Raw genomic sequence first — 15,120 nt, forward strand, 5'->3', positions numbered from 1 at the left:
TTTCCCCTCATTATCCTTATCTACATATATGAATCCATAGCGTTTTTTCATTTCCCCGGTTCCTGCACTTACCAGATCAATACATCCCCAAGGGGTGTAGCCTATTAAATCTACTCCATCAGCAATCGCTTCTTTCATTTGCTCAATGTGTTGCTTTAGATAATCAATTCGATAATCATCCTGAATGGAGCCATCTTCTTCCACGGCATCCACGGCGCCCAGACCATTTTCCACAACCATTAACGGAATTTCATATCGATTATAAATGTTATTGAGCGACCATCTCAACCCCTGTGGATCGATTTGCCAGTCCCAGGCGCTTGCTTTTAAGTAGGGATTCTTTAATCCCATGGATAAATTCCCACCCACCTTTTCCTGATTGGGGTCTGCACTGACACAAGTAGATGAATAATAGCTAAAGGTATAAAAATCTACGCAACCTTCTTTTAGGACGTCCTCGTCATTGTCCTGCATCGTAATTTGGATATGATGTTCTTTAAAATATCGTTTGGCAAACCCGGGATAAGCACCTCTTACTTGAACATCTGAGCATAGGAAATTACTCAAGTTATCCTTTTGTTGGGCCAGCAAAACATCATCAGGGTTACAAGTAAGTGGATATGAGCACATATAAGCAATCATACAGCCGATTTTAAAATCCTTATTAATTTCATGCCCCAGCTTTACTGCCTTTGCGCTGGCTACAAATTGATGGTGCAATGCTTGATACAGCACCTGCTCATCCTTCACTGTAGCATGGGCGAGCTCTCCATTTCCCTCTGGCATCATCGCTCCGGCCATGAACGCTCCGAAAGACAAGGTTAAGATATTAATTTCGTTAAAGGTGAGCCAGTATTTTACGACATCCTTGTATCGGTTAAAGAGCACTTCGCAATACCTTACATAAAAATCGACGACTCTGCGATCAGACCAGCCATTATATTTCTCAGTTAAATGAAACGGTGCCTCATAATGCGAGATTGTAACCAACGGCTCAATGTTGTACTTTTTTAATTCTTCGAATACACGATCATAAAACTGCAAGCCTTGCTCATTTGGCTCGGTATCATCTCCGTTTGGAAATATTCGGGACCAAGCAATCGACATTCTAAAGACCTTAAACCCCATTTCAGCAAATAATCGGATATCCTCTTTATAATGATGGTAGAAATCAATCGCCTCGTGACTTGGATAGTTCATGCCTTCTTCCAACACTGGCGTAATTCTTCGGGAAATGGTATGCGTCCCGGCTGTTATGACATCAGCAGTGCTTAGTCCCTTACCACCCACGTTATATCCACCTTCAAATTGGTTGGCAGCCGTGGCCCCTCCCCATAAAAATCCTTGCGGAAACTTCTTGGTTATATTATTACTCATTGTTCATTCCTCCTAAAATATTGGTAGTTTAAACCATCACCGTCAATAAATCCTCTTTATAACCAATCGTCTTCTTCTCCGTTTCAATGACATCCAAGTAACTAGCAGTATTGGCAACGATTACAGGGGTAGTCAGAACGTAACCAGCCTCTTTGATCGCCTCCATATCAAACTCCATCAGCAATTGTCCCTTTTTGACGGCATCCCCTTGTTTTACTTTGGGATAAAAATGCTTACCTTTTAATTTGACCGTATCCTTGCCTACATGGATGAGGATCTCTACGCCTTGATCACTGGTAATTCCGATGGCGTGACCTGAAGAAAATAAGGAGGTTAATACACCATCTACAGGTGAAACGACCTTACCTTCAGCAGGCTCAATGGCAATCCCTTTCCCCAGAGCACCTGTCGAAAAGGCTTCATCAGTTACCTCAGATAACGGTTTTACGTCACCCCTTAACGGACTGATCACCGTCTCCTGTCTGATTAAGACTTCTCCTCCTTTTGCTGCACCTGTTGTACTCGCTTCTTTTTTCGTTTCTTTTACCTCATCATCTCTGAATCCGCCAAAGAACATAAGCAAGAAGCCTAATACGAAACTTACCAGAATACCAATAACAGCCCCATAAAATCCGCTGTCTATTCCTGACGGACTGATATAGCTTGGAATCGCGAAAATGCCCAGGCCGCCAATGATATACCCTTTCGTTCCCATCATTCCGATAATACCGCCGCCTACTGCAGACGCTATACAGCTTAAAATGAATGGTTTCTTACGTGGTAATGTAATCCCGTAAATCGCGGGTTCTGTTACACCAAAAATCCCGGAGATGACAGCTGGAATGGAAAGGGATCTCAGTTTTACGTTTTTGGTTTTGAACAAAATCGCCAGCACCACACCTGTTTGAGCAAAGGAGGCACCCAGCGTCGCAGCAAGGATCGGGTCGAATTTGAGCACCGCCAAGTTGTTCATAGCGATAGGAACGAGACCCCAGTGCAGTCCAAAAATAACAAATACCTGCCAGAAAGCCCCCATGATAATACCTTCAATAATCGGGCTTAGGTTATACACAAAGAGGGTGGCTGCACCCAGCAGTTGACCTGCCCAAGTCGAGAGCGGTCCAATCACAATCAGTGCTAAGGGAACAATAACTAACAAGGTGAAAAACGGAACCAAGAAAGTTCTCACTACGCTAGGGATGACCTTTTTAAAGAAATTTTCTATTTTTGAGCCGACATAGGTGGATACGATAATCGGAAGCACAGTTGATGCATAGCTCATCAGAATGACCGGAATACCTAAGAAGGTGATATATACCGGTGACTCAAATATGGTGCCGCTAAATAGCGTGTATAGCGGTTTACCCGAGGCTGTTATCGCGCTAAAGGTTGGATAAACAAGTGACGCACCGATCGCCATACCTATAAAAATGTTGGCATTGAACTTTTTGGCTGAGGTATACCCCAGGAAAACTGGGAAGAAGTAGAACAAGCAATCTCCTAAAGCATTGAGAATTTGATAGGTACCTGAGGTTACGGTCAGCCAGCCTAAAGCTACAAACAAGGCCGTGAAGCCCTTAATCATACCCGTGGCACTCAAGACACCAAGCGTGGGTGTAAATACACCTGAAATGGTATCAATAAACTTATTGAACAAACTCACTTTTTCACCTGATGTTTCTTCTGCATCACCTGCCTGGAAGCCACCTATCGCGGCAACATCCGCATAAACCTCAGGCACATGATTACCGATCACCACTTGGTATTGTCCGCCGCTTTTTACCACAGTGACCACACCATCCATATTTTTCAGAATCTCTGTATCGGCCTTACTTTCATCCTTTAGTTTGAAGCGCAAGCGTGTAATACAATGAGTTAGACTATTTACATTTTCTTTGCCGCCGACATTTCTGATGATGTCTTTTGCTAATGTCTCATACTTCATTGTAACTGCCCCTTTATTTGTATTTATAAAAAAAGGCGAAACCAAAATAGATCAAATTCGATCTAGGTTGGTTTCGCCTGCATTACCAGTAACAATCCAAGGAGTTATTCAATTGGTCATTGGGTTACGCGCTGAATATGAATCGTTATATACAGTTTTTCTTCATCTGACAATACCGTGTCCAAGTATTTCTCAATCTTTAGCATACAGTTGTAAGCTTTTTTGTACTTTGCTTTCACTTGCCTTAATAGAAAATCATCTTCCAGTGCTAATTTTTTTTCTTTTTGAATTAATCGTTGAAAGAAAAACCTTAAATGCGTAATAAATCGTTCATAGCTGGTCGATTGCTCATCCAGAGTAATATTGTAAGAATATTTAATAATATTTAAGATATCCTGTATTTTTTGAGTTTGTTGAGCAACATCAGCTACTCTATGGTAGGAGCTATTGACTTGAGCATTGATTAAATGAAGAGCTATGTTACCTGCCTCATCTTCAGACAATCGTTTACCTGTTTCCTCTTCAATAAAATCTAATGCTTTTAAGCCAACTCCGAATTCTTTAGGATAAAATTTTCTGATTTCCCAAATGAGCGGGTTCGCATTTTTGAACCCTTCATCAAACATTTTAAATGCATTGTTCATGTGATCTGTAAGCGAAACATATACATAGTCACTCAGCTGTGCTTCCAATATGCTTTTTCCATATTCAATGATGTCATAGCATAACGAAACATATTCTGTAGGAACATCCTCTAACAATAATTTAAATTTCTCGGAGGCATCTTTTTGTTTTAGGACAAAAACCTTTTCAATTAAATGCTCTTCTACTTGTTCCCCTGCATTTTTTTTAAAAGCAATTCCACGGCCCATAACAACAAATTCATGTCTTTTTGAATCTTTGGCTATTATGGCGTTATTATTAAATATCTTTGTTATGATCATTCTGGCTGCCCCCTGATCCCGCAATAATTTAAAAAAGGAATTAGATGCTGGGCGATATTTCAGATAGGTCACAAGACGGTAATAGCCGATCAAACTTTCGCTGTAAACCAACCATAATGTGCAGATTTACAGCTCTCCTATTGAAAGCGCATTCATAAAGAGATATAAGCCCTACTTTTTCCCTTTAACCAAGGTCCTACGACATTATTCTGGGCTGCTGTTTTGTTGGGTCGACGTTATTACCATTGTTGTTCAGCACTTGTAAGGCTCATCATCACTCACCTTTCTGCGTTACTGCAAATCTGTATTCAAAAAGAAAAGGCAAAACCCAACACATGGAAATCCAGTTCCATGTCCCGGGTTTTGCCTTTTCAGTAACAATCCCAAGATCATAATAACATCAAATTTAAGTTTTGCCAACAAAAATGTTTGCGCTTTCTTTTTGGGGGCAGCACCTTGAATACGGCACATTGCCATGATAAAAATGTCAGCCGCCAATGTAGGACATGTTAATCTTTTTTCGGTTGTTTGCAGTCTGTTCAGTACGTTCATCGGAATACCGATCTATGCGTTGCTCCCATACGGAAGTAATCGCATCGAGTAGTTCCTGATCATTCGCCCCGTCACGAAGCATCTGGCGCAAATCAAATCCGTCTGAAGCAAACAAACACGTATAAAACTTGCCATCCGAAGATAGACGGGCACGCGTACAGGATGAGCAAAACGAATCAGAGACCGAGGTAATAAAGCCAACCTGCGCGTCGCTGTCTTTATAACGGTAACGTTTGGCTACTTCTCCAAAGTAATTCTGATCTATCGGCTCCAGCTCGTACGCATTCTTAAGTTGTTCAATAATCTCTTCTTTGGTAACTACCTTCTTGAAGCTCCAACCGGTATCGTTACCTACATCCATAAACTCAATAAAACGAAGAGTTATTCCCTGCTCCTTAAAATAAGCAGCCATCGGCAAAATTTCAGAATCATTAACACCTTTTTGAACTACCATATTGACCTTGATCTCAAAACCGATTTTTCTAGCATAATCAATCTGTTTCAAAATGAAAGCAGGCTTAATGCCTCGTCCATTCATCCGCCCGAATAGCTCTGGGTTCAGAGCATCCACACTGACATTAAGGCGTCGCAGCCCTGCGTCATACAGGCGCTCTGCCTGTTGCCCTAATAGCAAGCCATTTGTGGTCAACCCCATATCCTCCACGCCGTTGATCGACAAAATACGGGAAACAAGGTCAGGAAGGTTGGGTCGCATTAATGGCTCACCGCCAGTGAGTCGGATTTTTTGGACCCCAAGGCCCACAAAGAGCTCCGTAAGTCGATGAATTTCTTCAAACGACAGGCATTCGCTTTTGGGAAGAAAGGCAAAGTCGTCACCGAAAATTTCTTTTGGCATACAGTAGGAACAACGAAAATTGCAACGATCCGTCACGGATATACGTAAATCACGGATCGGACGCCGCAAAGAGTCTTTAAGTGGATGTGAACTCATGTGACCACCTTCTTTTTTTCATTAGCTGTAGTTGACGTTGCAGAAATGGACACATGACGAGCATTTTCACTAGCCACCGCTGACAGGCGGAATAAAAGCTGCGGTATCTCCATCCTGCAGTACATCTGTTGGCAACGCATATTCCTCATTTAATGCAACTCGTATAGACTCGATCGGCATATCCCGATATTTGTCTGTGATCCAACTGCACAATTCTTCCACAGTTTGGCCTGCCAGGTCGGCCATTTCTTCGGATTTTCCCGTCACCTCACGGAGTCCTGCAAAATAGTACAGCTTAATCATGACTGATTTCCCCCGGTTTTTTCTTTTGTTGTCCGACCCATTGCGTGCCGTCTTCCCAAATCTCTCGTTTCCAGATCGGAACCATTTCCTTGATTCGTTCGATTGCATATTCATTCGCTTCATACGCATCCGAGCGGTGTGGTGATGAGACAGCAATGACAACCGCAATATCTCCAATTTGAAGCTCACCAATTCGATGCGCGATTGCTACTTTTGTTCCTTCCCATTTCTGTTCGATTTCGTGGCCAATTTCCACAAGCTTTTTCTCGGCCATAGGCACATACGCTTCGTAAGCAAGGTATAACGTCCGTACGCCTTGGGTCCACTCTCTTACATGCCCTGTAAATAAAGTCACTGCTCCTGCTTCCGGTCTTAAGACATAGTCCGCATAGGTCTGTGGGAGAATGGGCTCCGTCACGATTTCAAATACACTCATTTTTTCCACCTTCCAGCCACCCGGCACGCTATTTCCCTTTGAAAATTCTATGAACTATTTCTATTTCTTAGATCTATATCTCTTGTTCAGCCGAACAACTGATGATATAACTTTTGGCCCCTGGCAACACTTCCGATCCCATGAATGAGGAGTCTTCCGTTTTTAAATAAAATCATTCGATGCTTAAAGGCATAAAATTCAACGAAATAAGGAGTCCTTTTGACATGTTCCGCCATAAGCCTACCCATCTTCTCTGCATCGTCCAAAGTGATCGGACGATGAGGGTCTGGAAGAACCTGCACCACATCCCGCCCGCACAGCGCAGCATACGCCGAGCGATGGGGTGCTGTCAGTGCAGGAAATACGGGCTGTTCCCCACAGGTTGGACAATCCGGATTATGGATACGGGAAATCCCTATGTCCATTTGCGTATTCTCCCATAGATCAAATAGATGAACCTTGCTGCGCATCTGATCACGTTTGCCGCTCAGCCACTTCATGGCTTCTGCACTTTGGAGGGCAGCCGTCACTTGGACTGCGGGCGAAATGATTCCAGCCGTATCGCAGGTCTGATTGATTGCTGGCAGCGAGGGCAGAAGGCAGCGAAAACAAGCCGACTTGCCCGGCACGAACGGAAAAACAACGCCTGTGCTTCCAACACAGGCGCCGTAAATCCATGGAATTTCAGCCTTTAGTGCAGCATCGTTTATAAGCAGCCGGGTTTCAAAATTGTCCGTTGCATCCATCAGCAATGTGCTTTTACCAGCAAGCTCTTGAGCAAGCCCGGCATCCAGACTGTCGAGATAGGTATACAAGCGCACGTCTTCTCGTATCGCCTTCAACCTTTTTTCAGCAGCCGTTACCTTGGGGAGCATTTGTGCAGCATCCTGCTCCGTGAATAACTGCTGGCGTTGCAGATTCGACGTCTCCACATAATCACGGTCAATCAGGTGAATCTCTCCGACGCCCGCTCTTACTAATGTTTCAGCGATGGCGGAGCCTAGTGCCCCGCAGCCGATAATGGTAACAACAGCTTCAGACAGATTACGTTGTCCTTCACTGCCGATGGGTCTAAATAAGATCTGTCTTGAATAACGTTCCTTCATCACAATGTCCCCCTAACGTTGAAGAGCGATCGTTAACTTTGTGCTTTTTCCTGTGGCTCTCGCTAGAAACGTTAAAGGTGCCTTTATAATTTCTTCTCTCTTAATGCTTTACTGCTGAAGTTCTTTTTGTTTCTCAAAGCGGTTCTGCTCCGCAGCTACAGGGAAGCGTGCTTGATAATATAGCCATATGACAAGGATCAGGCTAGCCAGTGCCACTTGGGAGAGCAACATGAACCCAATGGAATATTGGCCAGTAGCGGCATGAATCGTCGATAGCAAGATCGGAGGGAAAAAGCCACCCAGGCCACCCATCATGGATACTATTCCGTTCACTATACCTGCCTGTTTATTAAAATAAAATGGAACTAGCTTGAAAATGACACCGTTCCCGATTCCTGCACTCACAGCGATAGCCAAGCACCCTACGGTATACAAGGTGATGTCTGGTGAAAAAGCCAGAAGAATCGCAGCAACCGTATACACAGCAAACGTACCTACCAGCAGGAACAAGGGCTGAAAACGATCCGCCAGCCAGCCACCGATTGGACGGAAGAATGTAGCAATCGCGATAAAGCCTGCTGTGCGCATCCCTGCATCCACTTTATCCAGTTCAAAGTTCGATACGAGGAAATTCGGTAGATACACCGTAAAAGCTACAAATGAGCCAAACGTAATAAAATAAAAGAGTGAGAAAAACCAAAGCTTTTCATTTTTGTAAACCCCTTTGATTTGCTCCATAATGGGGGTTTTGACTTTAGTTTCATGACGGTCCCCAAAGAAGAAATTCAAAACGATAAAAACAAGCAACAAGATAAGATACAGCTTAACTGTAAGTGCCCATCCTACCTGCGTCGCTACAATCGGAGCGGAGAAGGTCGTTACCGCTGTCCCCAGGTTGCCCACACCATACATCCCATTGACAAAGCCATGTCTTTCCTTCGGATAATACTTAGGCAACGAAGTCACCCCAACCGAGAACACCGCTCCCCCAATTCCAAGGAACAAGCCACCGATAATTAAATCCATCATCGTAGAAGCTTCACTGATATAGTAGACCGGAAACAAAAGCAACACAAAGCTAACGAGAAAAACGATTCTTGCCCCGAAAATATTGGCATAATAACCAAGCGGAATGCGCAGAATCGATCCAAGCACGACCGGAATCGCCGTAACCATAGCCAATTTTCCGGGTGGAATAGCAATATCCTCCGTAATGAACGGCATGAGAGATGAAATAATAACCCATACCATAAATCCAAGAATCAGGTTCAATGTTTGTAGTGGCAACTGCATTTTTCTAATCATTTAACTCACCTTTTCAACTTTATTCTGTCGAATGTTTGATTTGTATTTTTCTGTTCCCATTGTAGCCGCTAGCCCTTCCTTTCGAATATAGGGGACTCCCCTTTCCCGGTCAGGGGAGTCCCTGAAAATAAAAAAAGCCGCTTCTCGTAAGAAGCTGCTTGATTCATTCTAGCTGTATTATTGGATTAAAAATAATTTTCTTCATCAACTAAAAATCCAGCATTTTTTTCTTTAAAGCATATTGGACCAGTTCAGGCCGGCTTTTTAAATTTAATTTCTCCATGATTTTAGCTTTGTTCGCTTCCACGGTCTTGACAGAGATGAACAACTTTTCGGCAACCTCCTTGTTACCGTATCCCTTTGCGACCAGAGGGAGAATCTCCAGCTCACGCTTGGACAGGATCTCATACGGATCCTCTGTTTGTGATGTTGTGTCTTTTTTGATGAACTCACGCACGAGAGAAGTGGCCATTTTAGGATGGATATACGTCCCGCCCCCATGAATGGTGCGTATGGCAAGCAATAGCTCCTCATCGGGTGCATTTTTCAAAACATACCCTGAAGCACCGTTCTTCAAAATATGAAATAGATATTCTTCGTCGTCATGCATGGTCAAAATCAGAATTTTAGTGTCAGGGTGGTCTTCTTTAATTTTGCCTGTGGCAATCAATCCACTTTCGCCTGGCGGCATACTAAGGTCCATAATGAGAATATCCGGCTTATGCTTAGCTACCATAGTATACGCTTCAATACCGTCTGCAGCTGTCCCGACAACCTCCATATCCGATTGGAAGTTGAGGATCATGGAAAATCCGCTTCGTACAATGGCATGGTCATCCGCTAATACAATTTTGATCAAGTTTCTATTCCTCCTCATGTCCAATCGGAATTTGTAAAAAGACTTTGGTGCCTTGACCGACATTCGAAAGGACGCCAAAACTTCCGCCTACCAGCTCTGCCCGCTCCTGCATACCATACAAGCCAAGTCCCGTTCCAATAGGCTTGCCTCCCTTTTCAAAGCCAATCCCATTATCCTCTACAGTCAAACGAAGGGAATGTTCATGCTCGGACAAAGAAACTTTAATGGTATCGACCTGTGCATACTTCAACGCATTAAGCACAGCTTCCTGGCAGACACGGTATATGACTGTTTCTTTTTCACTTCCATACCGCTTTTGGGGAAGATCAGACACAAACTCAACCACTAGACCAAAGCTTTGCTCGATCCGCTTAAAGTGAGAGCGGAAGGCCGCTTCAAGTCCAAAATCATCAAGGGTGGCCGGGCGAAGTTCCACAGACAGGTTACGGATATCATCCAATAATCGGGTCATGGATGCTTCCGTCTGCTTCATGTTTTTAATGAGCTGCTCATCATTCGTCATGTATTTTAGCACCCGTAGTTCAACAACCGCGCTCATCAATTCCTGGGCGACACTGTCGTGCAGTTCCCTGGAAAGCCGTTTTCGCTCATTTTCCTGTGCTTCAATGACATGCTTCATCATTTTGTTTTGATATAATTTTTCCTGTGTCTGAAATTGCGGGGTCAAGTCTCTCAGCATCAGCACCCGGATTCGATTTGTAGAATCAACGGTGTGAAAAGAAGCGGCATAGGGAACCATGCCATTGCATTTGGTTTCCAAATAGACTTGAAAAGAAGCAAATTTGTCGGACTCAGGCACATTGAAATAGCAGTCAAGACAGGTGCGGGGCTCTGTGTCGCTTGTATAACCCCTGCATGTTCCGCATAAAGCCTTGTCCTGTCCTTCATAGAGTTGAATGAGAACGTCATCGTCTACAATCTCCTCAGCCGCCGGGTTCATGGCTAGGGTTTTCCCTTCCCTATCAAAAAAGAAGATAGCTTCTGTGCTGTTCTCAAACATCTTCACCATTAGCGCACTCAAAGAGTCCATCCCTATAGACAATGTCAATTCAAATCACTTCCTTCCCGTTCAACTCTCCAAATCCCTCATGTGCCAAGGTTTCCAAATCACGCATCATGGCTTCGGTCATCCGTTGTTCTTCTCGAAATCCACCCAATAGTACGCCCGCGACGCGAGCATCGTTCCACAAAGGCACAGCCCCGAGACTCTTGAGCTTTTCGGATTGAACGATTGGATAATTAAACAGGTTCTCTGCCCCAACATATTGATGAACAGATGGAATAAAGACAGATTTCCCGGTTTTAAACACGACTCCAGCTATGCCTTTTCCAGATTGCAGCACAATCCGCTTAAATCGATCATTTAAATTGCCAGCGGCATTTTTCCATTTAATGACGTACTGATATTCGGCTGGTTCAACCAGAGCAAGTGCCATAAAATCATAACCGAAATGTTCGCGTATTCGCTCAAGCTCCCTTTGATAATCCATCTTATTATTCATCACTCTCTCCTAATAAAACTAGGAAAGAAGGCAGGGCCCGCTTTCCTAGTTCGTTTTATGTCTTCTGTACAGGATATAACTTCTGCGTACATAATTCAACGGAACGCTCCATACATGTACAAGCCGGGTAAACGGCCAGAATGCAAAAATCGCAAAACCCATAAGTACATGTAGCTTGAAAGAGATCGGTACATCTCTCATCAGTGTCGGGTCGACACGGAATATGAACAGACCACGGAACCAGATCGAGATCGTCTCCCGATAATCGAATTCAGGCTGTACCGCATTCGTTACAAGAGTTGCAAACATCCCTAGGCATACAAGAGCTAATAGCAATACGTTTACAATTAAATCAGAAGCTGTGCTTAAACGGCGTACATTACGAATTGTAAACCGTCGCGAGGTAAGTATCAACATCCCAAGGAACGTCATAGCTCCAAATATTCCACCAATATAGACTGCTCCAATGTGGTATAGATGATCGTTTACACCCAGCGCATGCATCCACGTTTTGGGTATACCCAGACCAGACACGTGACCGAAAATAACTGGAATGATCCCCAGGTGGAATAAGAGACTGCCTATCATCAATTGTTTCTTTTCAATAAATTCACTTGATTTTGCCGTCCAATTGAACTGGTCAGTTCTATAACGGAAGATATGACCTACGATAAAAATGACCACGCACATATAAGGGAAAATGACCCATAAAAATTGTTCCAACATCATAGCGTGGCCGCCTCCTGTTCTACGCAAGCTTTAAGCGTTTCGCGCAGTCCCTTGATCAGATGAAAATACGGACTTTCCATTTTTTCCAGTGCCTTAAGCAAATGATAGGTGCCGTCCTCCAGAATCGCGATCGGCATGCGGAAGTTTTCTGTCGTCTTTGCATCCTGCACCCATTCGGCGGCATACAGAAATTCACACATGAGCGGCAGATAATCAGGCAGCTCTCCATCTGGCATTTCAAGACCATACATTTCATAGAGGACCTTTAATTTGACCAGCATTTGTCCTCTTTCTTTTGCATCTTCAAACTTGAAGTAAGTCATATATAGTGCGCAATTTTTTTGAAAATCAAAAGTTTCGGTATACTTTTCCTGGATCTCTTCCATACTAAACTCTTGCATCAGAGACCAGTACGTATGAGCATGCGTATACGCAGGATGACTCTGATCAAAGGATGCTTCCAGAAAAGCTGGATGAAAATCCAGCTTTTCTGGGTACATGAGTTGTTGGGCGAAAAACCCGAATGAAGGCTTGAATTCATACAGTTTCGCTACATTAATCACGCCAAATACCCCCGTAGAAGTTTTCTTCATACATTTGCTTGCCTGTTTTCGAAGGCTCTTCCATTCCTGTGGAGCTTCCCAGGCTACAACCGCTACAGCCGGCTCCTTGAACTCCACAACCATCCATATTCCCTAAGGTGTCACCGTAACCAGCAGCTCCCTGGGCGCGATATGGATTGGCATAACCCTCTTTATGCGACGTCGGAATGACGAAACGGTCCTCGTATTTGGCAATGGCCAGAAGCCGGTACATCTGTTCAGCCTGACGTGCTGTCATGCCAGTGCGTTCCAGACGACTTTCATCGAAAGATTGTCCTGTGGACTGGGCACGCATATAGGAGCGCATCATAGCCATCCGCTGCAGCGATTCCTTCACCGTCTGCGTGTCGCCCGCCGTTAACATATTGGCAAGATACTGAATTGGCGTGCGCATTTCTTCGATAGCTGGAAAGATCATATCCGGATTCTCGATAGAATCTTTTCCTTCAAAGTAATTCATGATCGGACTAAGTGGTGGGACATACCAGACCATTGGCAGCGTGCGGTATTCCGGATGAAGCGGGAATGCCAGCTTATATTCAATAGCAAGCTTGTAGACTGGTGAATTCTGTGCTGCCTCAATCCAGTCTTGCGAGATGCCATCTTTTTTGGCCTGTGCAATTACCGCCGGATCGCTTGGGTCCAGGAACAAATCACACTGTGCTTTGTACAGATCTTTCTCATCCTCTTTAGAAGCAGCCTCCTGTACCTTATCCGCGTCATACAATAGAACGCCAAGGTAACGAATTCGTCCAGTACATGTCTCAGAGCAGACGGTTGGCAACCCGGCTTCCACGCGCGGGAAGCAGAAGGTACATTTTTCTGCTTTGTTCGTCTGCCAGTTGAAGTACACTTTCTTGTATGGGCAACCTGTCATGCAATATCGCCAGCCGCGACATGCTTCCTGATCCACGAGCACGATGCCATCCTCGTCCCGCTTGTACATGGCACCCGAAGGGCAAGATGCGACGCAGCTCGGATTCAGACAGTGCTCACAAAGCCGAGGGAGATACAGCATGAACGACTTCTCGAAATTAAATTTAATCTCTTCTTCGATTTTCTGAATATTGGGATCAAGAGGTCCTGTCACATGGGTACCTGCCAAATCATCTTCCCAGTTTGGTCCCCAATTCAGATCCATTTTTTCGCCCGTTACAGCAGATTGTGCACGTGCTACCGGAGAATGCTTCTGCTCTTTAGCGTTAGTCAAATGTTCATAATTGTAGGTCCAGGGCTCATAATAATCCTTCATTTCAGGCATATCGGGGTTGTAGAAAATTTTACCAAGTGCTATCTTGGATAGCTTGTTACCTGACTTCAGTTCAAGCTTCCCTTTGCGAAGCTGCCAGCCGCCCTTATACTGCTCCTGGTCTTCCCAACGCTTCGGATACCCAATACCTGGCTTGGTTTCCACGTTGTTAAACCACATATATTCCGCACCTTTGCGGTTGGTCCAAGTTGTTTTGCACGTCACGCTGCACGTATGGCAGCCAATACATTTATCCAGGTTCATGACCATGGCAATTTGAGCTTTAATTTTCAAGCCAGTTAACCTCCTTCATTTTGCGTACCGCTACGTATACATCGCGCTGGTTGCCGATCGGTCCGTAATAGTTGAACCCGTAGCTAAGCTGAGCGTATCCGCCAACCATCTGGGTCGGTTTGAGATGAATTCTTGTTGGCGCATTATGACTGCCCCCGCGTGTATCCGTGATTTCGGAGCCTGGCACTTGAATGTGCTTATCTTGAGCATGGTACATAAACATTGTCCCTCTTGGCATCCGGTGGCTGACAACTGCCCGGGCGGTAACGACACCGTTACGGTTGTACACCTCTACCCAATCATTGTCCGCCAGATCGTGGGCTGCTGCGTCTTCGTTATTAATCCATACCGTTGGCCCTCCACGGAACAGCGTAAGCATATGCTGGTTATCCTGATAAGTGGAGTGAATATTCCATTTCCCGTGTGGAGTCAGATAACGAAGCACCAGCGAATCCTGACCGCCCTTGATTTCCCGATCACGCGTACCAAATACCATCGGTGGTAAAGTCGGTTTATAGATAGGCAGCGACTCTCCAAACTGCTGGAAGATTTCATGATCGATATAGAAATGCTGTCTGCCTGTCAAAGTCCGGAACGGAACGAGACGCTCAATATTCGTGGTAAATGGCGAGTAGCGACGTCCCTGTTTGTTAGAGCCACTGAATACCGGCGTCGGTATAACTTCACGCGGCTGCGCTGTAATGCTTTGGAACGTTATTTTCTCGGCGGCGCGATCGGCTGAGATGTCCATCAGCTTCACCCCGTGATCCTTTTCCGCCTCTTCGTAGGCTTTTTGGGAGACACGACCATTGGTTGCCGACGACAGATGGAGAATCGTATCGGCTACTTGGCGAGCTGTCTGAATCTTCGGCAATCCATCTTTAATGGACTCATCGTAGTAGACTCCGTTCAGCTTCTTCAATTCCTCATATTCATCCGCTACC

15 protein-coding genes are annotated in these 15,120 nt (G+C 44.6%); all 15 read right to left on the reverse strand.

From position 1 onward, the window contains the following. The coding region (locus AC5V8P_RS14475) for a glycoside hydrolase family 1 protein (protein WP_495473695.1) at positions 1 to 1,377 on the reverse strand (1,377 nt) is incomplete at its 3' end. 28 nt (positions 1,378 to 1,405) lie between these two features. Continuing rightward, a complete protein-coding gene (locus AC5V8P_RS14480; protein WP_064796968.1) occupies positions 1,406 to 3,322 on the reverse strand; it encodes a beta-glucoside-specific PTS transporter subunit IIABC in 1,917 nt (638 codons plus the stop codon). A 116-nt stretch (positions 3,323 to 3,438) separates the two neighbouring features. Then, positions 3,439 to 4,266 (reverse strand): BglG family transcription antiterminator LicT, encoded by an 828-nt coding sequence (gene licT / locus AC5V8P_RS14485; RefSeq protein WP_064796992.1) that lies wholly within the window; start codon positions 4,264 to 4,266, stop codon positions 3,439 to 3,441. 487 nt (positions 4,267 to 4,753) lie between these two features. Further along, positions 4,754 to 5,770: a GTP 3',8-cyclase MoaA gene (moaA, locus tag AC5V8P_RS14490; RefSeq protein WP_064796967.1), complete on the reverse strand. Its 1,017-nt coding sequence runs from the start codon at positions 5,768 to 5,770 to the stop codon at positions 4,754 to 4,756. A gap of 69 nt (positions 5,771 to 5,839) precedes the next feature. Further along, a complete protein-coding gene (gene moaD / locus AC5V8P_RS14495) occupies positions 5,840 to 6,073 on the reverse strand; it encodes a molybdopterin converting factor subunit 1 (RefSeq protein WP_063208517.1) in 234 nt (77 codons plus the stop codon). Then, positions 6,066 to 6,509, reverse strand: a complete 444-nt coding sequence (locus AC5V8P_RS14500; protein ID WP_064796991.1) for a molybdenum cofactor biosynthesis protein MoaE — start codon at positions 6,507 to 6,509, stop codon at positions 6,066 to 6,068. The genes moaD and AC5V8P_RS14500 overlap by 8 nt, the downstream gene beginning before the upstream one ends. 86 nt (positions 6,510 to 6,595) lie before the next feature. Continuing rightward, on the reverse strand, positions 6,596 to 7,615 hold the full coding sequence (locus tag AC5V8P_RS14505; RefSeq protein ID WP_064796966.1) for a ThiF family adenylyltransferase: 1,020 nt from the start codon (positions 7,613 to 7,615) through the stop codon (positions 6,596 to 6,598). Positions 7,616 to 7,723: 108 nt separating this feature from the next. After that, positions 7,724 to 8,920 carry a nitrate/nitrite transporter gene (locus AC5V8P_RS14510; protein WP_064796965.1) on the reverse strand — a complete coding sequence of 399 codons (1,197 nt, stop codon included), beginning with the start codon at positions 8,918 to 8,920 and terminating at the stop codon, positions 7,724 to 7,726. A 208-nt stretch (positions 8,921 to 9,128) separates the two neighbouring features. Next, entirely contained in the window at positions 9,129 to 9,776 is a 648-nt protein-coding gene (locus AC5V8P_RS14515; protein WP_040103856.1) for a response regulator transcription factor, read from the reverse strand. A gap of 7 nt (positions 9,777 to 9,783) precedes the next feature. Continuing rightward, on the reverse strand, positions 9,784 to 10,848 hold the full coding sequence (locus AC5V8P_RS14520) for a sensor histidine kinase (RefSeq protein WP_064796964.1): 1,065 nt from the start codon (positions 10,846 to 10,848) through the stop codon (positions 9,784 to 9,786). Between the two features lies 1 nt (position 10,849). Further along, complete coding sequence (locus AC5V8P_RS14525; RefSeq protein ID WP_063208506.1) at positions 10,850 to 11,302, reverse strand: GAF domain-containing protein; 453 nt, start codon at positions 11,300 to 11,302, stop codon at positions 10,850 to 10,852. 45 nt (positions 11,303 to 11,347) lie between these two features. Continuing rightward, positions 11,348 to 12,031, reverse strand: a complete 684-nt coding sequence (narI, locus tag AC5V8P_RS14530; RefSeq protein WP_064796963.1) for a respiratory nitrate reductase subunit gamma — start codon at positions 12,029 to 12,031, stop codon at positions 11,348 to 11,350. Then, entirely contained in the window at positions 12,028 to 12,594 is a 567-nt protein-coding gene (narJ, locus tag AC5V8P_RS14535; RefSeq protein ID WP_064796962.1) for a nitrate reductase molybdenum cofactor assembly chaperone, read from the reverse strand. Before narJ ends, narI begins: the two co-directional genes overlap by 4 nt. Further along, entirely contained in the window at positions 12,587 to 14,176 is a 1,590-nt protein-coding gene (narH, locus tag AC5V8P_RS14540) for a nitrate reductase subunit beta (protein WP_063208500.1), read from the reverse strand. The genes narJ and narH overlap by 8 nt, the downstream gene beginning before the upstream one ends. After that, a partial coding sequence (locus AC5V8P_RS14545; protein WP_495473696.1) for a molybdopterin dinucleotide binding domain-containing protein occupies positions 14,166 to 15,120 on the reverse strand: 955 nt, incomplete at its 5' end. The genes AC5V8P_RS14545 and narH, both read right to left, overlap by 11 nt.

Source organism: Paenibacillus sp. N119s, from assembly GCF_059447605.1.

What these genes read in the sequence shown, in the direction of transcription:
- moaD (WP_063208517.1), bottom strand. Translation starts at nt 6,073, where the DNA reads ATGATTAAGCTGTACTATTTTGCAGGACTCCGTGAGGTGACGGGAAAA.
- AC5V8P_RS14525 (WP_063208506.1), bottom strand. Translation starts at nt 11,302, where the DNA reads ATGAATAATAAGATGGATTATCAAAGGGAGCTTGAGCGAATACGCGAA.
- AC5V8P_RS14480 (WP_064796968.1), bottom strand. Translation starts at nt 3,322, where the DNA reads ATGAAGTATGAGACATTAGCAAAAGACATCATCAGAAATGTCGGCGGC.
- moaA (WP_064796967.1), bottom strand. Translation starts at nt 5,770, where the DNA reads ATGAGTTCACATCCACTTAAAGACTCTTTGCGGCGTCCGATCCGTGAT.
- AC5V8P_RS14505 (WP_064796966.1), bottom strand. Translation starts at nt 7,615, where the DNA reads ATGAAGGAACGTTATTCAAGACAGATCTTATTTAGACCCATCGGCAGT.
- AC5V8P_RS14500 (WP_064796991.1), bottom strand. Translation starts at nt 6,509, where the DNA reads ATGAGTGTATTTGAAATCGTGACGGAGCCCATTCTCCCACAGACCTAT.
- AC5V8P_RS14510 (WP_064796965.1), bottom strand. Translation starts at nt 8,920, where the DNA reads ATGATTAGAAAAATGCAGTTGCCACTACAAACATTGAACCTGATTCTT.
- narI (WP_064796963.1), bottom strand. Translation starts at nt 12,031, where the DNA reads ATGATGTTGGAACAATTTTTATGGGTCATTTTCCCTTATATGTGCGTG.
- licT (WP_064796992.1), bottom strand. Translation starts at nt 4,266, where the DNA reads ATGATCATAACAAAGATATTTAATAATAACGCCATAATAGCCAAAGAT.